Here is an 18,459-nt window from a genome sequence, read left to right on the forward strand (position 1 = left end):
AGCTTCATTCAGCTACCCGAGTCACATACTTATGTATGCTCCTCGGGATATCTTCATTTTGCCGCCTAGCTGTAGACCCGACTATTTAGGGAAAACAGTATGAAAAACAACAAGAAAAGCATCATAAAAAACAGTTGAAAAATCACGTCATATAGAGAGAACAGTATAAAAAACAGCAAGAAAAACATCATAAAAAATAGTTGAAAAATCACGCCATATAGAGAGAACAGTATAAAAAACAGCAAGAAAAGCATCATAAAAAACAGTTGAAAAATCACGCCATATTTAGAGAAAACAGCATAAAAAATAGCAAGAAAAACATCATAAAAAGCAGTTGAAAAATCACGCCATATTTAGAGAAAACAGTATAAAAAACAGCAAGAAAAGCATCATAAAAAATAGTTGAAAAATCACGCCATAATTTATCTGATTACGTTAATCATTAATGATGGATTTTGTCTAAATCCCCGTATAACGAAGGTTCCCCTTCAGGGCGTGTTTTAAAACGGCGGTGTAGCCACATATATTGTTCTGGCGCCCTGAGGATTTCTTTTTCGATAATTTGGTTCATCATGGTTGCGGTAGCCACATTATCTTCAATTGGGAAATCATCAATGGCAGGTTGAATGATCAATTCATAACCTTTACCGTTAGGTAAACGCCTTGGGGTAAAAGGCACCACTAAAGGGGAAGCCAGGCGTAAAATAATTTGTGAACCATTGGTTGTCGCTGCATTTTCTACAGCGAATAAAGGTGCAAATGTACTATTGCGTGGGCCGTAATCATGGTCGGGGGCATACCATAAAATTTCCCCATTTTTTAAGTCGCGTACCATGCCTTTCATATCTTTGCGATCCAACATATATTTATTGGAACGTAACCGCCCACGGGTTTGTAACCAATCAAGCAGGTCATTATCATTGGCGCGATACACACCAATACCCGGGTTTAACATACCAAAGGCACGCGCACCTATTTCCAAGGTTAGAAAATGAACGCCGAGCGCGATAATCCCTCTGCCAGTTTGGCGGGCTGCAACGGCATTTTCTTCCCCAATGACTTTGACCCAGCGACGAACGCGCCAATCAGGCCAAAACCAAGCCATACCCGTTTCAAATAAGCCCATGCCGACAGATTCAAAGTTTTTGTCTATGCAACGCTGCCGTTCCTGCTCACTCATCTCTGGAAAGCATAATTGCAAATTTCGTTCTGCGACTTTCACCCGCTTTTTCAAAAAGCGCTTGGAAAACAAACCTAAACGAGTTCCCATCCAATAAATGACAGGATAAGGCAATAAAACAAGAAGATATAATACGCCAATACCTAGCCAAGTTAGCCAGTAACGAGGATGGAGGAACCGTTTTTGAAATTTTGGAGCTAGTATCATTATTATCCGAATATATTAGTCATAAATTAATAAAAAGGCATGATTAAACTATATCAAATTATTCGTTTAAAGCGTTAACTGCCTGCATGGTGCTCATTAACTCAGCTAAGTTGCGAACAGCCATTTTCTCCATGACACGAGACCGATGAACTTCAACGGTGCGCACAGAAACACAGGCTGCCTCAGCAATTTCACGGTTAATTAAGCCTTGCAACACATAGCCACAGATATCTTTTTCACGAGGCGTGAGCGTTTCATAGCGCTGTTTAATTAAATACCCTTCAGTGGCTTTCGTGGTTTGTGAGCGAGCTTGCTCTAAGGTCTTAGCAAGCTGTTGGCTATCAATGGGTTTTTGTAGAAAATCAACGGCACCCAGTTTCACTTGTTCTACCGCCATCGGGATATCCCCATGGCCAGACAAAAAGATCACGGCTAATGTGCTGTGTTGTTCCCTCAGGTATTGGTGAACTTGTCGCCCGTCTAATTTAGGCATGCGCATATCCAATAACACCACACCTTCTTGGTGTAATGCCGCATTTTGGATAAATGCTTCACTGTCATTCCAAACGGTAACGCTATAGCCCAATGTTTCTAGTAAGAATTGGCAGGCATCCGTCACATCGGGGTCATCATCCACGAGATGGATCACTGGCATACATATACCTCGTCGTGTAGAGGGTGACAAAATAGGGTGCTTTATGTAATGAGCATTGATTATCGTAATAAAGCCATTGTCACATATAGTTAATGTGAATGTTATCAATTACGTGGCAAAACATGCTCAATCCACGATTTTATTGTGATAATTGAAAATGAGAGTGACCATTAGGCCATGTAATCCATCATCACTCAGGTTATTTTCGATACGAATATCGCCACCTTGGCTTTGGATCAAACGCTGGCAAATCACTAAACCTAACCCTAAACCTTCTTTTTTAGTCGTAGTAAATGGTGTGATACCTTGCTCTAATTGACCCGCAGGCATACCTCCGGCATTGTCCTGCAAGACAAGTAAAAAATGCTGCTGTGAAAAATGAAACTCGAAATGCAGTAGGGTTGCCCCCGCTTGTAAACTGTTGCTGATTAAATTGGAAAGTAATTGCTCAAGTAACGTATCAGGCAACATCAGGGAGATGTCAGGCGTTTCAGGTAAAATTAACTTTGCATCGGGGTAGTGTTGGTCTGCACGCAATAATTGCCAAATATGATTAATGGCCTGTTTAACTGATTGTTGGCTCAAGGTGACTGCCGGGTCAAGACTTGGTTTACCCGCCCAGAGGCGTAAATTACGAATGATATCGGCTCCACGTTGAGCTTGGTCATCGATTTTTGTTAATGCGTTAATTAATGGGTGGCTTTCAGACTCTTTAGTCAGGCGTAGAATACACCCTTGGGCATAGTGGCGGATTGCAGACAGGGGTTGATTCAATTCATGAGCAAATCCAGAAGCCATTTCCCCCAAAATATTTAACCGCTGTGCCTTTTGTAAATTGGCTTCTTGTTCTCGTAAGCGGTTATGCGCTTCTTCTAATTGGCGGCTACGGCGTCTAACCAAAAAGGCAATCCAAACATGATTAATGCCAAGTAACACAAAAAATAACGCGACAAGGCTAAGAGTGATTTGGTTTTGAATGGTCCAACTGACGATATCTTGCCAGATTTGACGTTGTTGCGGGTGTTGGTTAACGTCCCTGAGCAAGGTTTCAACTTGAGTCACCGAGGCCGGAGCTCCCCAACGCATGGCGGCTTTATCGGTTGATAATAATGTCTTGGTGACTTTGTCGACTAAATTATCCGGCACTTCACTTAAGGCAGCAAAAGACCAGTTTGGATACAGTTCTGTGCTAGTTAAACAAGAGAGAGAGCTTGGATGTTGAATTAGTGGACGAAATTGTGTTTTATCAATCAGCCCTTCGCTATGCATATTTTCTAATAAACAGACAGGAACAATTGCCGCAGATAATGAATCATCACGCAGTGCATATAATAATGCATCAGCAGGAAAGCCTAAAAATTGCATCTTAAAGTCTTTAGCCGCATCGTAGCCCATATCCCTTAACACTTTGTAACCTAATAAATAGCCACCAAAAGCATCTGGCGAGATAGCGCCGACTTTTTTGCCAATTAGGTTTTTAACTTCTGATATATCACTGTCTTTGCGAACTAATATTAAGCTGCCAATAACATTACGCGTCGTGCTGTTGGGCTCCACATCAGAACGAAGGGAGAGCAACCAACGTAAATGATAGCGGTTATCTAACTGAATAAATTGGGCAGGATTCGTCAGTAAAAAATCAATCTTACGGTTGGAAATTGCTTCTTTCATTTCATCTAAATTGAGTGGTTGTAACGTAAAACGTTCCCCAGGAATAGACTCATTGAGTGTGTCAATAAGTGGTTGCCAATGAGATTGGGTGGAACTCGGTCCACGCAAGGCTAATACTCCGATAGTCCATTGTGCCGAAATTGCAGGCAAAGACCACGTCAGTAGCATGATTAATAGTATGTGATACAACGGCCTAGGCGATTTTTTTAACATATTTGAGTTATTCGTTGCGTTAGATCAATTTAGCTACGGGTATGTGGTAAACCACAATAGGGCGGCGGCTCCACACTTCTTACAATGGCACTACACGTTTTATCAAGATAACTCATTTGGTTTAAAGAGAAATAACAATTCCACGGGTTATCTTAACGAGACTGTACCCATTGTCAATAACGCATGTAATACAAATAACATATTGATTAATAACTTTTATTTTCGCATTAGCAATGTCAGTACTGGAGCCAATTATGGATCTGAGTAAACGAAAATTTCTACAACAAATTGGGGCGGTGACTGCGGGAGCTTCGTTAATTCCTATCGCAGAAGCTGGGCTCAGTTTTTCCCCGACACGCCGAGAAGGCAACCCAGAAAAACGTTATGGAATGTTGATTGATTTACGCCGTTGTATTGGTTGCCAATCTTGCACAGTAAGCTGCTCGGTTGAAAACCAAACCCCACAAGGCCAATTTAGAACGACAGTGAATCAATATCAAGTTGCAGTGAAGGGCGAAGAAGGTTTTACCAACGTATTATTACCTCGCCTATGTAACCACTGTGATAACCCTCCTTGTGTACCGGTATGTCCAGTTCAAGCGACTTTCCAACGTGAAGACGGCATTGTTGTCGTTGATAACGAACGCTGTGTTGGTTGTGCTTACTGCGTACAAGCGTGCCCATACGATGCTCGCTTTATCAACCACTCTACGCAAACCGCCGATAAATGCACATTTTGCGCTCATCGCTTAGAAGTGGGGTTATTGCCAGCTTGTGTTGAATCTTGTGTGGGGGGCGCACGCATTATTGGGGATTTAAAAGACCCGAACAGTACTATTCGTAAAATGCTGACAGAGCACGAAGCTGAAATCAAAGTCCTCAAACCGGAAAATGGCACATTACCTCAAGTTTTCTATATCGGTTTAGATGACGCATTCGTGCAGCCGCTACAAGGCAAAGGGCAGCCCGCATTATGGCAGGAGGTGTTCTGATGAATGGCCAAGTAACTTATATTTTAGAAGTCATGGCTCAGCCACAAGAATTCTTTTGGCTTCCTTGGGCGGTACAATATTTCTTCTTCATAGGAATTGCTGCTTGCGCGGTACTGTACGCTTGTTATCTTCATTGGAGAAATAAACCTGAAAACAGTCGCTTAGAGATGATTGCAGTATTTATTGCTATCACGATGGGTATTACCGCTCCATTAGCATTAACCGCAGATTTACACCAAACCGCAAGGGTATGGCATTTCTACGCGCATCCAACAATATGGTCTTGGATGTGGTGGGGGTCTGTGTTACTGCCATTATTCACTACATTTATTGGTTTATATTTTGTCGCATTAGTGGTGAAACTGATTTGGAAAAAAGAGTTTAAAGCAACACGTTGGGTGGCGTTGTTGGCTGCACTTTCAGCGATAGGATTATTGTTATATACCGGCCGTGAAGCCTCAGTATTAAATGCTCGCCCAATTTGGTATAGCTGGTGGATACCAGTATTGATGTTCCTCAGTGCGCTACAAGTATTACCTGCATTGATTAACTTAGGAGCACGCCGTGAACCTCAATATCAAAACCGCTTAGCACGCTTCCAAGTTGTGACATTATTGCTGTTCGCCGTTTGTTTTGCGCTATGGCTCTCAGGTGATACCACCTCAGGTATTGCAGTACGTCAACAGTTAGATACAGCAAGCCCTGGGTGGTGGATGTTGATGGGAGTTTGTGCATTGTGGGTAATCACTTTTGCGATGTCCGTCAGTAATTTAAAAGCGAATCGCTCGGTTGCATATATCACTGTTCTCGCTTTAATTTCAATGGCTTTTGCTTGGACGATACGTTGGATTTTCCTGATGGAAGTTCAAGCGGTACCAAAATATAACATTATCGCTAACCCATACCATTTCCCATTGGGAACAGACGGATTACTGGCAATTGTCGGTACATTCGGTTTATGGATTGCATTAACAATTATTGTTCGTGAAGGTGTTCGCTGGTTTGCGAGGAGAGTGCAACATGGCTAAATTCTCAAGACGTCAATGGCTTAAAGGTGGTTTGGTTGTCGGTGGTATCGCATTATTTGGTGCAAGCTACCGTGATGTGGCCAAACGTGCAGTCGATGGTCTGGTTAATGGTACGTCAGGTAAAGTCACTCTTGATAGGCTCAATGGTAACTCTTTACGTCCTGAAGGACAGGCACTGAAAGGTTGGCAAGAAAACCCAGAACAAGTGGTTGCGATGACGCAATGTTTTGGTTGTTGGACTCAGTGTGGTATTCGTGCTCGCGTTGATACAGCGAAAAATGAAGTATTGCGTATTGCGGGGAACCCTTATCATCCACTATCTCATGAAGAGCATTTTCCGTATGGCATGCCGCTGAAAACGGCATTTAACAAAATGAGTGGGGAATCAGGCCTTGAACACCGTTCGACTGCCTGTGCTCGAGGTGCGACGTTAATGGAAGGCTTAACAAGCCCATTGCGTATTCTCGAACCGATGAAACGTGTTGGCAAACGCGGGGAAGGTAAATGGGAGCGCATCAGTTTTGAACAATTAATAAAAGAAGTGGTTGAAGGGGGCGATTTATTTGGTGAAGGGCATGTGGATGGCTTACGGGCGATCCGTGACTTAGAAACGCCTTTAGACCCATCCCAACCAAAACTGGGACCAAAAGCCAACCAATTATTAGTGACCAATGCAGGTGACGACGGCCGTGATGGTTTTATCCGTCGCTTTGCACAAAATGCCTTTGGTAGTAAAAACTTTGGAGCTCACGGTTCGTATTGTGGATTGGCTTATCGTGCCGGTTCCGGTGCATTGATGGATGATTTGGACAAAAACGCCCACGTCAAACCCGATTGGGATAATGTTCGTTTCGCACTGTTCTTAGGCACATCGCCTGCGCAATCAGGTAACCCATTTAAGCGCCAAGGCCGTCAATTGGCGACTGCGCGTTTACGTGATTCATTTAACTATGTGGTGGTTTCGCCTGCATTACCATTAACAACGACTTTAGCAAATGACCACGGCCACTGGGTCCCAGTACAGCCGGGTACTGACGCTGCGTTAGTGATGGGGATGATCCGTTGGATCATTGAAAATGAGCGTTACAATGCCAAATACCTCAGTGTGCCAAGTGAAAAATCCATGGAAGCGATGGGGGAGAAAAGCTGGACTAACTCAACACATTTAGTCATTACGGATGATAACCACCCATTAGCTGGCAAATTGTTAATTTCTTCTTATATCACAGGAGAAGGTGACGATGAGAAAGCCTATTTAGTACAAGATGCCTCTGGCGAATTAAAACTGGCAAACGAAGTTCCAACTGCTGAATTGTTTGTGACACGCCAAGTGACTTTGCACGATGGCAGTGAAGTGACGGTTAAATCCAGCTTCCAGTGTCTTAAAGAAGCCGCAAATCGCATGACTTTGGAAGAATATAGCCAGCGCTGTCATGTCCCAGTAAAAACCATTGAATCACTGGGTAAAGCATTAACGTCTTATGATAGAAAAGCCGCAGTTATTTCCCATGGCGGTATGATGGGCGGTAATGGTTTCTACACTGCATGGTCAGTTATCATGCTTAACGCATTGATTGGTAACTTAAACTTGAAAGGCGGTGTTTCTGTTGGTGGTGGTAAATTCAACGGAGAAAACGATGGGCCACGTTACAAAATTGCCAGCTATAAAGGTAAAGTGAAACCTAAAGGTGTGGTGTTATCACGTAGCAATGAAGTGTATGAAAAATCAGATGAATTCAAAGCGCGTCAGGCAGCAGGTGAGAACCCATATCCCGCAAAAGCCCCTTGGTACCCGTTTGCCAAAGGTCAACTAACAGAACAGTTAGCATCCGCCTTGATGGGGTATCCTTATGCACTGAAAGCGTGGATCACCAATATGACTAACCCTGTATATGGTATCGCAGGTATTCGTCAGGTGATGGAAGAAAAACTGAAGGACCCTAAACACTTGCCGCTGATTATAGGTATTGATGCCTTTATGAATGAAACCACGGCATTGGCAGATTACATTGTGCCGGATACCCATAATTTCGAAAGTTGGGGGTTCAGTGCACCATGGTCTGGTGTGCAGGTCAAAGCCAGTACGGCACGTTGGCCGATTGTTGAGTCACGCACGGCTAAAACAGCAGATGGCCAGCCAGTTTCGATGGAGAGTTTTTGTATCGCTGTAGCAAAAGAACTTAATTTACCGGGCTTTGGTGATAACGTGATTGAAGATATGGATGGCAACATGCATTCACTCAATACAGCTGAAGACTATTACTTAAGAGTTGCTGCAAATATGGCATGGCTAGGGGAAAAACCAGTTCCTGAAGCCGCAACAGAAGATATCCAAATCAGTGGCGTGGAGCGCATTTTACCAGCGATTACGCGTACGTTAAAACCAGAAGAAGTTCGCCGTGTTGCCTATATTTTCACAAGAGGAGGCCGTTTTGCTCCGTATGAAAAAGCCTGGGATGGCGATGCAACAGGACCTCAATGGAAAAAAGGCTTACAAATTTGGAATCCAACGGTGGCAATCAATCGACATGCCATAACGGGTGAGCGTTATAGTGGTTGCCCAACTTACTATCCACCACGTATGGCAAATGGCGATGATGTGAATACGGTATTCCCAGAACAAGAGTGGCCGTTGAAACTGATGTCATTTAAATCCCATGTCATGAGCAGTTCAACGACAGTCATTGAACGTCTACGCCATGTGAAACCAACGAATCTTGTTGCTTTGCATCCCGATGATGCAGCAAAAATGGGTGTCAAACATGGCGATTGGATCCGGATCACCACACCGGGTGGCCATGCTGAAGCCCAAGTGAGTGTTCTTGATGGTGTAATGCCTGGGGTACTTGCGATTGAGCATGGTTATGGGCACACCGAAATGGGGGCGAAACAGCATTATCTGGATGGCCAACCAATGCCAATGAATGAGGCAAATGGTTCAGGAATTAACTTAAATGACCTTGGGTTTGCTGACCCAACACGTGAAGTCGCCAACACGTGGTTAGACTGGGTTTCGGGGGCATCGGTACGCCAAGGATTACCTGCTCGCATTGAGTTAATTGGTTAAACGAAGTAGTAAGGATGGTTAGTGATGGGGACCTGCATAGCTTTATTATTAACCATCTGGTTGTTGGCAATAAGTAGTAAGCAGTTGACATTGCGCATAAAACGGTGTGCTACCACACCGTGACTTCGGCAAATGCCTGGGAGGGGGAGCCCTCCCTTTTTTAATGGTTTATCGCAACAGTGGGGAAACCGATTGTTCCAAACCGATGCTTTGAAGCATCAAAACACCCATCAAAATAAATAAAATACCTGCCAAAATTTTTAGTGAGATTGCCCAATAAGGGGAAAATGACTTTCCTTTTAATTGTGATACGCGAACCGCATTATCACGCATTAAATGAACAAAAATGGCAATTAAACAAATGGTTAATGCAGTACCCATTGCCATTGCTAAGGCAGCGATAACTCCCCATGTATATACTTCTATCACATAAGAAAACAGCAATACGAGAATTGCTCCAGAACAAGGACGAATCCCCATTGATAGAATAATCAATAGTTTACTTTTAAAACTGGATTGCAATTGATGAGACTGGATAACGTGTTGGTGGCCACAACCACAGCTGTCCGAGTGGCTATGGGCTTTTGTTTTAATTATTGCTTTCGTTGAAGAATTCAATGGCTGAATGCTTTTTATCGTGAGTGGGGTTAAGTATTTTGATTTGCGGATTAACCAGCCACGACGTAATGCGCTGAGACATAAATAGCTACCCAGTAAAATAACAAATAGATAACTGATTTGTTCTGCATATAAACTGGCTTGGTTGAGATGTTTAGTAGAGAGTTGGAATAGGATCAATACTAAGGAAACTAAAGTAATCGCAACAAGCCCTTGTAAGAGTGATGCTAGTAAGCTAATGATAACACTCTGCTTTAAATGAGTCGCTTGGGTGGCAATATAGGTGGTAATAATTAATTTGCCATGACCCGGTCCAAGGGCATGCAAAAAACCATAAGCAAAGCTGGCAATCACCAGTAACCCACCTGCATACCATGGGCGAGAGGTGGTTTCTTGCAATAAGTAAGATAACCCTTGGTTTAACTGTTTTTGCCAAGCTAGGCTAAGTTGTAGCCATGATCCCCAGTGAATGTATAGCTGCCAAGTGACATAGGTAATAAGTCCTACAAACAGCGCAGTAATTATTAATTTTTGCGTACGTAAAGGCATTATGGACATTGTATATCAACCCGTTGTGCAAACTGTTTGCCAAGTGCTAAATCCTCTTCTGGATTATCACTTTTGTCTAAAGAGAAAGCGTAGGCGCGCATTGAATCGGTCACATTTGCTTCTTGTAATTCCATCTGGCAATTTGCAGCAATATCCAACGGTAGGTTAATTTGTTGTTTATTTTGGTAAGTCATACTGACATAGAAAGTTGGGTCATAAGTTTGAATTTCCACATGGGAACCTGCTATAGGCAGGGGTTGCATAAATGAAGCGGTAAAGAAGAAAACTAAAGAAAAGCCATCTTTTTCTAAATGGTAGCTATCTGGAATTCGTTTAAAGCTCACTTTCTTCCCCTGATAATAAAAATCAGTGAAATAATCTTGCACCAACACATTTGCCATAATAATAGCTTCTTGCTGTTTCCAACGAGGATCATCCGGTTTAATGCCTTTTAATTCATAGGCGATATCCGCTGATGTCATGGGGTCCATTTTCCAAACATAGCTAATCCCTGTGTATTTATCTTGTTTATTTTCAAGGGAAATTTGCATCTCAATAAAACTGTGAGGGTGTGCCGCTACTAGTGGAGCAACTATGAACAGAAATAAAAAATAGAAAGGAAAAAATCGCATCATTCAGTCAGCTAAATTGGCTTATCAAACAAATGTTATAACATAACGAACTGCAAACTAAAAAGAAAAATATTTCGGAATGATTTAAAAATCAACTTAAAACGAGTCGTTAATACTTCTATCACAATAACCTTTCAAATAAAGGGTTTTTTATTAACAAAATAACAGCGATAATATTTGATAATAATCAGATGTGGACATTTCGTGAACACCACATGATTTTAAGCTTTAAATATTAACTAGTTACAAAGGAAAAGAGAACACCATGCCAGTGTTACATAACCAAATTTCAAATAAAATCTTAAAAGAGCGCATGTTGGCTGAGGTCGAGCCGCGCACCACTATCTCTTTTTACAAGTATTTTAATATCCAAGACCCAAACGAATTTCGTAATCAATGGTACCAACAATTTAAAGCATTGAGTGTTTTTGGGCGCGTTTATATTGCCAAAGAAGGTATTAATGCACAAATCAGTGTGCCTGAATCCAATGTGAGCGCATTACGCGAACTCATTTATGCAACAGATCCCGCATTAGAAAACCTACGTTTAAATATTGCGATTGATGATGACGGTAAATCATTTTGGGTGCTGCGTATGAAAGTCCGTGAGCGTGTAGTGGCTGATGGTATTGATGACGAAACATTTAACCCAGCAAATACGGGGCAATATCTAAAAGCTCACGAAGTGAATGAGATGATTGATGACCCAAATACTGTTTTCGTTGATATGCGAAATCATTATGAGTATGAAGTGGGGCGTTTTGATAATGCGATTGAAATACCATCAGATACATTTAGAGAGCAACTGCCAATGGCGGTTGAAATGCTGCAAGAGCAAAAAGACAAAAATGTTGTGATGTATTGTACTGGTGGGATCCGTTGTGAAAAAGCCAGTGCTTATATGCTGCATAATGGTTTTAAAAATGTCTACCATGTTGAAGGTGGGATTATTGAATACGCACGTAAGGCGAAGGAGCAGGGCCTACCTTTACGGTTTAAAGGGAAAAACTTTGTTTTTGACAACCGCATGGGTGAGCGCATTACAGAGGACACATTAGCACAATGCCACCAATGTGGCGCGCCTTGTGATGCACATACCAATTGCCGTAACGATGGCTGCCACTTATTGTTTATCCAATGCCCTAGTTGTGCAGAAAAGTATGAAGGCTGCTGCAGTTCGTCTTGCACAGAAGAAATGAAACTTCCTGAGCAAGAGCAACGCGCACGCCGTGCAGGCCGTGAGGTCAGTAATAAAATCTTTAATAAATCACGTCACCGTTTATCCGATGGGTTATTAAATAAAGACAACTAGTCATTAATGTTATCTATAATAAGAAAGCCCTGCAATTAGGGCTTTTTTTTAATATAAATATTTAAACACATTATATATAAAAAATAACTCTATTCTGTTTTTGACGAAAACTTTAGAGGTAATATGCCTTTTTTGTGAGTAAACAGTGCTATTGCTAATTCCTAGTTTTCGAGAAATAATATGATTAGGTGTTTCATTCATCCAATTGTTAATAATATTTTGTTCTTTAATTGTGAAAATAGATGACTCAATATTATTAGCAAGCTTAGTAATTTTCTCTATTTGTTCATAGTCACGAATAACCTTATCAAGAGTTTGAATAATAATATCTTTTGATAGAATGAAATAATTATCCTTTAATAACAATGGATTGTTTGTCTGTGGGTACGGGGCATTAATATAAATATAAAACCGTGTATTATTGGTATTGCTTAATAATTGCTGTAGCGTAGGACAGTAATTAGAGTAATTACAATAATACGTTAAATTCACCAGTATAATGCTTGGTGTGTTTATATTTATAAAACCAATGGCTTCTTTTATGCATCCTGTACTAATAAATTCGAGTTTTTTATTTTTGGATAAATATTCTGTAATGCCAAGACGTGTATAATAACATTCATCAATAACTAATATTCGCATTGGAACATCCTTGTTCAAGAAGATGCCTTACAATAAATTGGAACTGATAGTGAAGTCAACCAAGGATTAATAAAAACAATAAATAGTGTTCTTATTTTAAATTACGAATTAGTAATTAATTAATAAGGTAATTATATAAAAATATATAATTACCTGTATGAATGAATAAATTAAATGGATATTAGTGACCCTAATATCCATTTATTTCCCTAGTGTGTTTTAAAACCAAGCTCAACATATTCCCCAGATTCTATCTTGTCTACACCTGCTTGAAGAATATGAATGAGTTGTTTAGCCACATCAGTCGTTAGCCACATGGTTTTATCCACAATAGCGTCACCTGTGTGTTTATCTTGCTCGGGGAGGTAGTGCAAACGCAACATCATAGCGTCGTAATCATCGACTGTACTGATGTCCCAGCCAACTACTGGGTGGGTTTGAATGACATCATTTTTTTTATTCATATAAACCTCCTAATCAAACATCGTGATAAATAATAAATATCTATAACTGACTAAGAGCAATGACCTCGTGATGAGTCCACTTTTAGTATAAGGAGATTTCGCCAATAAGAAAGCAAATAAAACATTTTTTTTGTCTATATGGCAGAAAATGCATAAAACGAATAACAAGCATTGTAAAAATAGAATGGGAAGTATTTTGAACTTCCCATCGGCGTGTAAACGACTAACTCAGAGAGACTGTCCAGCGTGCATCTTGCCCTGCTAAGAAAGGAACTAATTTATCATTACAGCAGTCAATGGATTCACAAATTATATTTTGTTCTTTAGTTAGCGTAATTGTCCCTTCATTCACAGGTAAGTTATAGAATTTAGGGCCATTTAGGGAACAAAAAGCTTCGAAATGCGCCAAGGCACCGAGCTCTTCAAAAACACTTGCGTAAGCCGCTAATGCGGTGGGAGCATTAAAGACCCCAGCACAACCACAGGAAGATTCTTTACGTGATTGTATATGTGGTGCGGTGTCGGTACCAAGGAAGAAACGGTCACAACCTGAAGCAACCGCTGTACGTAATGCTTCTTGGTGCACATTACGCTTCAAAATAGGTAAGCAAAATAAATGCGGTCTTATACCACCAACTAACATATGGTTACGATTAAACATCAAATGTTGAGGTGTTAAAGTTGCAGCTGTAAATTCATTCGCTTCTTGGACATATTGAGCCGCTTCTTTGGTGGTGATGTGTTCAAAAACGACTTTTAGTTTTGGAAACTGTGCCCGTAGTGGCAACATAACTTGCTCAATAAATAAGGCTTCTCGGTCAAAAATATCGATATGACTTGCGGTGACTTCACCATGGATAAGCAGTGGCATTCCTGCTTGTTCCATTGCAGCTAATACGGGGTAAATCTTTTTAATATCGGATACGCCATGGCTAGAGTTAGTTGTTGCATTGGCCGGGTAGAGTTTACAGGCAGTAAATACCCCCTCGTTAAAGCCGCGAACGACTTCAGCAGGATCTGTGCTATCAGTAAGGTAGCAGGTCATTAAAGGGGTAAATTGATGTCCTTGTGGAACCGCTTTTAGAATACGCTCGCGGTAAGCTTTTGCGGCTTCAATTGTTGTGACTGGTGGCACTAAATTCGGCATGACAATCGCGCGGCCAAAGAATTCACTGGTATAGGGAACGACCGTTTTTAACATATCATCATCGCGAAAATGAACATGCCAATCATCAGGGCGGCGGATCGTTAGGGTAGTTACAGTTGTCATTAAACCGGCTCCATAGGGGAAGAGTGAATGATGAGCGAGTGCTCAAGCCGGAATAGAATGATAAAGGTAAAGTGAAAAAATAGCTATGAGAAATCGCGATTATAGCTTATTTCAAAGGTAGATTATGTAAATGACGTAAATAGCTAACTTATTCAGGCATGCAATAGCAAAAAACCTGCTTAAGTTTCCTTAAGCAGGTTTCTCTAAATTTTGGCTCCTCCAGCTGGACTCGAACCAGCGACATACGGATTAACAGTCCGCCGTTCTACCGACTGAACTATGGAGGAACTCCTTGGTACGCAGAGGATATTAGCTTTCTCTTACTGTATTGTCAAAGGAGAATAGCGAAAAATATGTTTGTTTGCCTGTTATCTGTGCGAACTGTTGGAAGTTTGATCGAAAATTAGGTAATGGTGATTAATCAAGACCATACACAAACAAAAAGACGGTAACAAACTTAAGTCGATGGGCGGTATATTATTTCAAATTTAGTGGTTAACTGCAGTTAACCACTAATTGATGAATGTAACTTACAGAAATTATCTACAGCGGAATAACGAGAACTGGTTGGGCGATATCGTCGAGTAAACTACGAGTCACTGAGGTATTAAGCCAGCGTCCAAGTGAAGAAAGATGGCGATGAGAAATAATTAATAATTCGCAGTTATATTTTTCCATTTTTTTGGGGATGGTATCGATAGGGGTACCTGCAGCGAGTAGTCCTTGGGCTTTAAACCCCATGCTATTTAAGGCGCTGGTGACCTCTTTTAATTGTTTTTGTGCCAAAGCTTCTTCTTTTTGCGCGGCAGGGTATTCATCCCACTCATCGCTATCTTTACTTAACCCAGTGCGGCTTAGTGCAAAGGTATTATCGACAACAGTCAATACAATCACATTGCTGACACAGCCAGTCATACGCTGCATAAAACTAAGTGCATTACTGCTATTCTCAAAGCTGTCGACGGCTAACAACACATTATTAATCATGATTAGTTCCTGATAGGCGAACTAAATAGCGCCTTTAAAGTTAGCTCCCCTTTTTTCCAATACTTTTTGTAAAATGGAAAGGTTTTTGGGGATCATACGTTGATCGATAAATGAAAAATAACCCACCATTCGGTGGGCAAAGTCGCTGTGTTTTGCGTGGCTACCCAGTTGTCTGGGAGTGTGGCTTACAGTGGAGTGAAATCTTGCCCAATGGCTTAGTAGCTGATAAGTTTTTAACAAAACCAGTGTGATCACAGTTTTGTTCATCAGCGGCTCCCATCGAGTGTATTAATGGTGACATCTGCAGACATACCCACACGCAGCGCATTCATCATCTGGGCATGCTCGGTGTTGCTATCAAAAACAATTTTTACAGGTATGCGCTGTACAATTTTAGTAAAATTACCCGTCGCATTTTCCGGGGCAACGGGTGAGAAACTTACGCCAGACGCGGGAGCAATACTATCGACATAGCCTTTTAATATTTGCCCTGGGAAGGTGTCGATACTAATATCAACGACTTGGCCATGAGTAATATTTTCCAATTGAGTTTCTTGATAATTCGCGATGATGTAGAGCTTATTTTGGGGAACAATAGCCATTAAAGCATCGCCTGGCTTAACAAACTCACCGACGCGCAAACTTTTTTTACCAATTACCCCACCAATTGGGGCAGTAATGCGGGTGTAAGAGAGGTTAAGTTCAGCCATTGCTTTTTTGGCTTGAGCTAATGTCAATTCAGCATTGCTATCAGCCTGTTTGGCTTCTAAAACTTGCAACATATTTTTGGCTGCTTTTAATGATGCTTCGGCTTGTGCAACACTTGCCGTCATGGTTTGCACTCGTGTAGTTGCTTGTTGTGCCGCTTGTTGTGAGCCTGCGCCAGTATTTGCCATTTTGTGGTAGCGAGTTTTTTCTTGGTACGCAAATTGGAGTTCTGCTTTTGCAGATTGCAGTTGGGCTTCTGCCGCAGCGATTAAGGCCTGTTGACGCGTTAAATTGGCTTTTGCATCATCTTGCCGTGCGCGAGCAGATTGCTCTTGTGCAGCAGCCTGAGAAAGTGCAACTGTAAATTCTCTGGGATCAATGACTGCTAATAATTCACCTTCTTTAACCCATTGGTTATCTTGCACAAGGACTTCGGTCACCACACCTGAAATCTGTGGTGATATACGTGAAATATCCGCTCGGATATAAGCATCATTGGTGTTTTGAGCATTTTTTTTAATGGCGAATTTATTAATTAATAATCCTCCCATCAAAACAACAATAGCGATGATAGCCAGAGCGACATTTTTATTAATTTTTAATTTGATCTTACTCATTCTAATTTCCTGATAATCAATAACTAAGCTGCGGCAACAGACCGCGGTGGGTAAATACGAGTTGGCATCACTAAAATCAGCCCAGTTAATAACAGTGCTAAACCAGAAACCAATAGATATAGGTCAGAGCTAGCTAAAACATGTCCTTGGCTTGAGGAGAGTTTTGTGAGTTCACCGATAGAATTTGTCGCCGTATCGCGATAAGTACTGCCGTAGCTGTCAGCAATGACGCCCGAATGAAAATCGCCTCGTTGGCGAGTTAACAGGGCAATTGCTCCCCCTGCAGCCGTTGCTGCAAACCCTTTAACTGCATTAAACCAAGCAGCAGCAAAAGGGCCATCGGTAGGCAATAATCCGCCCGTTGCCATCATCAATAGCGGAATCACGGCCATGGGTTGTGCAACAGCTTGTAAGAGAGAAATCATTCTAAAGTTGTCGCCATTCCAATCTGGGGTCAGTTGTGATGCGAGGACACAAGCGGCTGCCATCAAAAGTAAGCTAATGGCGAGCACCCAACGGCAATCAACTTTAGGGGTATTACAAATAATGGCTATGATAGGGAGCGTGATGAGTTGTGGGAGTGATACCCATAGCATCATGTCGGAGGTTTGTTCTAAGCGATACCCTTGAATAGCCGATAAGTAGCCAGAGGTAATATTCACCAAAGAAACCATAATCAACAGCACACCACCAAGGGTGATTAATGAAAATGAGAGGTTCCGTTTGCCAAGTAACTGTAAATTGAAAAAGGGTAATGGGTGATACCACTCGTTTATTAAAAACAGGGCTAATAAACCAAATCCACCAATCAATAAAACATAAATTAGTGATGAATTTAGCCAATCAAGGCGTTCTCCTTGAGAAATACCTACGGTGAGCATAGCAAGTGCACTTCCCCCCAGAAGTAAACCTCGCCAGTTAAACTGTTTCAGTCGTTCTAAGCGTAAAGGGTCTTGTGGCAAACCAAAGCCAATGCAGATGGTGGCTATCGCCATTAGTGGTAAGTTCCAATAAAAATACCCACTCCACCCCCAGTGGAAGGCAAACGCGGCCGCAGTGGCACCAAAAGTAGCACTCCATGCAGAAACCCAGCCATAAGCTCCTAAACCTAATACTTTAATAAGCGGAGGCATAAAGCGCAGCACTACCGTCATTAACATAGGCGGGAGAGCCCCGCCCGCAAAGCCTTGTAAACTACGTATTGTTAATAGAAGAGCATAATGATCTCCTAGCCATGGTGTAATTAATCCTCCAATCAGATAAATAGAACACATAACGAGCGCAACACGACGTAGTGAGAATGTTGGCCAAAAGCAAGGAGTAAATCCTGAACCAATTACAAAACCAGTTACATAACAGGTGATTAACCAACTGCCAGTATCAATATTTAATGCCATTGCCCCCTGAATATCGCCTAGGGCGAATTTACTGGCGTTTTCTCCCACGCCACTCGCCATTACTGCTAAAAAAACACCAAATAGACCCATCCATGTGCGGCCATTAATTTCACTCGCACTGGCTATCCATTTGTTTTTTTTAGGTTGTATGATAGACGCATCAACCATTTCAAACTCCTGCCATTTAAAAATTTGCTCTGTCATTTTTTAGTAGTAGTATCTAAACTTTATTTAATTGTTTAAAATGAAA

16 protein-coding genes and 1 tRNA gene are annotated in these 18,459 nt (G+C 41.5%); 5 read left to right on the forward strand and 12 right to left on the reverse strand.

Annotation, left to right across the window (positions count from 1 at the left end; genetic code table 11):
* Positions 1-442: 442 nt before the first annotated feature.
* The 3 genes from PR683_RS01250 to ttrS form a co-directional block, all read right to left on the reverse strand.
* Positions 443-1,387 carry a Kdo(2)-lipid IV(A) acyltransferase gene (locus PR683_RS01250; RefSeq protein WP_004909761.1) on the reverse strand — a complete coding sequence of 315 codons (945 nt, stop codon included), beginning with the start codon at positions 1,385-1,387 and terminating at the stop codon, positions 443-445.
* A gap of 58 nt (positions 1,388-1,445) precedes the next feature.
* Positions 1,446-2,042, reverse strand: coding sequence for a tetrathionate respiration response regulator TtrR (gene ttrR, locus PR683_RS01255; RefSeq protein WP_109911086.1), 597 nt, complete (start codon positions 2,040-2,042; stop codon positions 1,446-1,448).
* 126 nt (positions 2,043-2,168) lie between these two features.
* The gene (gene ttrS, locus PR683_RS01260; protein WP_272581630.1) at positions 2,169-3,926 is read right to left on the reverse strand and encodes a tetrathionate respiration histidine kinase TtrS; all 1,758 of its coding nucleotides are present in this window, start codon (positions 3,924-3,926) and stop codon (positions 2,169-2,171) included.
* A gap of 254 nt (positions 3,927-4,180) precedes the next feature.
* Here ttrS and ttrB point away from each other — a divergent pair, with 254 nt between their 5' ends.
* The 3 genes from ttrB to ttrA are packed head-to-tail and all read left to right on the forward strand — an operon-like array spanning position 4,181 to position 9,013.
* Positions 4,181-4,918, forward strand: coding sequence for a tetrathionate reductase subunit TtrB (ttrB, locus tag PR683_RS01265; RefSeq protein WP_109911088.1), 738 nt, complete (start codon positions 4,181-4,183; stop codon positions 4,916-4,918).
* The gene (gene ttrC / locus PR683_RS01270) at positions 4,900-5,946 is read left to right on the forward strand and encodes a tetrathionate reductase subunit TtrC (protein WP_442959605.1); all 1,047 of its coding nucleotides are present in this window, start codon (positions 4,900-4,902) and stop codon (positions 5,944-5,946) included. Before ttrB ends, ttrC begins: the two co-directional genes overlap by 19 nt.
* Positions 5,939-9,013: a tetrathionate reductase subunit TtrA gene (ttrA, locus tag PR683_RS01275; RefSeq protein WP_196723429.1), complete on the forward strand. Its 3,075-nt coding sequence runs from the start codon at positions 5,939-5,941 to the stop codon at positions 9,011-9,013. Before ttrC ends, ttrA begins: the two co-directional genes overlap by 8 nt.
* 168 nt (positions 9,014-9,181) lie before the next feature.
* On the opposite strand, the gene PR683_RS01280 is transcribed toward ttrA, so the two are convergent.
* Positions 9,182-10,189: a nickel/cobalt transporter gene (locus PR683_RS01280; RefSeq protein ID WP_004909777.1), complete on the reverse strand. Its 1,008-nt coding sequence runs from the start codon at positions 10,187-10,189 to the stop codon at positions 9,182-9,184.
* A complete protein-coding gene (locus PR683_RS01285; protein WP_231136563.1) occupies positions 10,180-10,731 on the reverse strand; it encodes a DUF1007 family protein in 552 nt (183 codons plus the stop codon). The genes PR683_RS01280 and PR683_RS01285 overlap by 10 nt, the downstream gene beginning before the upstream one ends.
* A gap of 346 nt (positions 10,732-11,077) precedes the next feature.
* Here PR683_RS01285 and trhO point away from each other — a divergent pair, with 346 nt between their 5' ends.
* A complete protein-coding gene (gene trhO, locus PR683_RS01290; RefSeq protein ID WP_109911091.1) occupies positions 11,078-12,124 on the forward strand; it encodes an oxygen-dependent tRNA uridine(34) hydroxylase TrhO in 1,047 nt (348 codons plus the stop codon).
* 48 nt (positions 12,125-12,172) lie between these two features.
* On the opposite strand, the gene PR683_RS01295 is transcribed toward trhO, so the two are convergent.
* The 5 genes from PR683_RS01295 to PR683_RS01315 all read right to left on the reverse strand — a co-directional run bounded on the left by PR683_RS01295 (position 12,173) and on the right by PR683_RS01315 (position 15,487).
* Positions 12,173-12,766 (reverse strand): LuxR C-terminal-related transcriptional regulator, encoded by a 594-nt coding sequence (locus tag PR683_RS01295; protein WP_181937011.1) that lies wholly within the window; start codon positions 12,764-12,766, stop codon positions 12,173-12,175.
* Between the two features lie 209 nt (positions 12,767-12,975).
* The gene (gene bssS, locus PR683_RS01300) at positions 12,976-13,230 is read right to left on the reverse strand and encodes a biofilm formation regulator BssS (RefSeq protein ID WP_004909784.1); all 255 of its coding nucleotides are present in this window, start codon (positions 13,228-13,230) and stop codon (positions 12,976-12,978) included.
* 223 nt (positions 13,231-13,453) lie between these two features.
* Positions 13,454-14,500: a dihydroorotase gene (pyrC, locus tag PR683_RS01305; protein ID WP_196723430.1), complete on the reverse strand. Its 1,047-nt coding sequence runs from the start codon at positions 14,498-14,500 to the stop codon at positions 13,454-13,456.
* Between the two features lie 211 nt (positions 14,501-14,711).
* Positions 14,712-14,787, reverse strand: a tRNA-Asn gene (locus tag PR683_RS01310).
* A 256-nt stretch (positions 14,788-15,043) separates the two neighbouring features.
* The gene (locus PR683_RS01315; protein ID WP_109911092.1) at positions 15,044-15,487 is read right to left on the reverse strand and encodes a universal stress protein; all 444 of its coding nucleotides are present in this window, start codon (positions 15,485-15,487) and stop codon (positions 15,044-15,046) included.
* A 110-nt stretch (positions 15,488-15,597) separates the two neighbouring features.
* Between PR683_RS01315 and PR683_RS01320 the strand changes: the two genes are divergently transcribed.
* Complete coding sequence (locus tag PR683_RS01320) at positions 15,598-15,738, forward strand: hypothetical protein (protein WP_196719714.1); 141 nt, start codon at positions 15,598-15,600, stop codon at positions 15,736-15,738.
* A 15-nt stretch (positions 15,739-15,753) separates the two neighbouring features.
* On the opposite strand, the gene PR683_RS01325 is transcribed toward PR683_RS01320, so the two are convergent.
* Positions 15,754-16,812 carry an HlyD family secretion protein gene (locus PR683_RS01325; protein ID WP_109911093.1) on the reverse strand — a complete coding sequence of 353 codons (1,059 nt, stop codon included), beginning with the start codon at positions 16,810-16,812 and terminating at the stop codon, positions 15,754-15,756.
* A 23-nt stretch (positions 16,813-16,835) separates the two neighbouring features.
* A complete protein-coding gene (locus PR683_RS01330; protein WP_211888842.1) occupies positions 16,836-18,377 on the reverse strand; it encodes an MFS transporter in 1,542 nt (513 codons plus the stop codon).
* Positions 18,378-18,459 lie beyond the last annotated feature (82 nt).

The sequence above is a fragment of the Providencia sp. PROV269 genome, assembly GCF_028477785.1.
Classification (GTDB): domain Bacteria; phylum Pseudomonadota; class Gammaproteobacteria; order Enterobacterales; family Enterobacteriaceae; genus Providencia; species Providencia rettgeri.

Excerpts from the sequence above, each read along its gene's own strand:
- ttrR (WP_109911086.1), bottom strand. The coding sequence starts at position 2,042 with ATGCCAGTGATCCATCTCGTGGATGATGACCCCGATGTGACGGATGCC.
- PR683_RS01315 (WP_109911092.1), bottom strand. The coding sequence starts at position 15,487 with ATGATTAATAATGTGTTGTTAGCCGTCGACAGCTTTGAGAATAGCAGT.
- pyrC (WP_196723430.1), bottom strand. The coding sequence starts at position 14,500 with ATGACAACTGTAACTACCCTAACGATCCGCCGCCCTGATGATTGGCAT.
- PR683_RS01330 (WP_211888842.1), bottom strand. The coding sequence starts at position 18,377 with ATGGTTGATGCGTCTATCATACAACCTAAAAAAAACAAATGGATAGCC.
- ttrS (WP_272581630.1), bottom strand. The coding sequence starts at position 3,926 with ATGTTAAAAAAATCGCCTAGGCCGTTGTATCACATACTATTAATCATG.
- PR683_RS01285 (WP_231136563.1), bottom strand. The coding sequence starts at position 10,731 with ATGCAAATTTCCCTTGAAAATAAACAAGATAAATACACAGGGATTAGC.
- PR683_RS01250 (WP_004909761.1), bottom strand. The coding sequence starts at position 1,387 with ATGATACTAGCTCCAAAATTTCAAAAACGGTTCCTCCATCCTCGTTAC.
- PR683_RS01280 (WP_004909777.1), bottom strand. The coding sequence starts at position 10,189 with ATGTCCATAATGCCTTTACGTACGCAAAAATTAATAATTACTGCGCTG.
- bssS (WP_004909784.1), bottom strand. The coding sequence starts at position 13,230 with ATGAATAAAAAAAATGATGTCATTCAAACCCACCCAGTAGTTGGCTGG.
- PR683_RS01295 (WP_181937011.1), bottom strand. The coding sequence starts at position 12,766 with ATGCGAATATTAGTTATTGATGAATGTTATTATACACGTCTTGGCATT.
- trhO (WP_109911091.1), top strand. The coding sequence starts at position 11,078 with ATGCCAGTGTTACATAACCAAATTTCAAATAAAATCTTAAAAGAGCGC.
- ttrA (WP_196723429.1), top strand. The coding sequence starts at position 5,939 with ATGGCTAAATTCTCAAGACGTCAATGGCTTAAAGGTGGTTTGGTTGTC.
- ttrB (WP_109911088.1), top strand. The coding sequence starts at position 4,181 with ATGGATCTGAGTAAACGAAAATTTCTACAACAAATTGGGGCGGTGACT.
- PR683_RS01320 (WP_196719714.1), top strand. The coding sequence starts at position 15,598 with ATGAAAAATAACCCACCATTCGGTGGGCAAAGTCGCTGTGTTTTGCGT.
- ttrC (WP_442959605.1), top strand. The coding sequence starts at position 4,900 with ATGGCAGGAGGTGTTCTGATGAATGGCCAAGTAACTTATATTTTAGAA.
- PR683_RS01325 (WP_109911093.1), bottom strand. The coding sequence starts at position 16,812 with ATGAGTAAGATCAAATTAAAAATTAATAAAAATGTCGCTCTGGCTATC.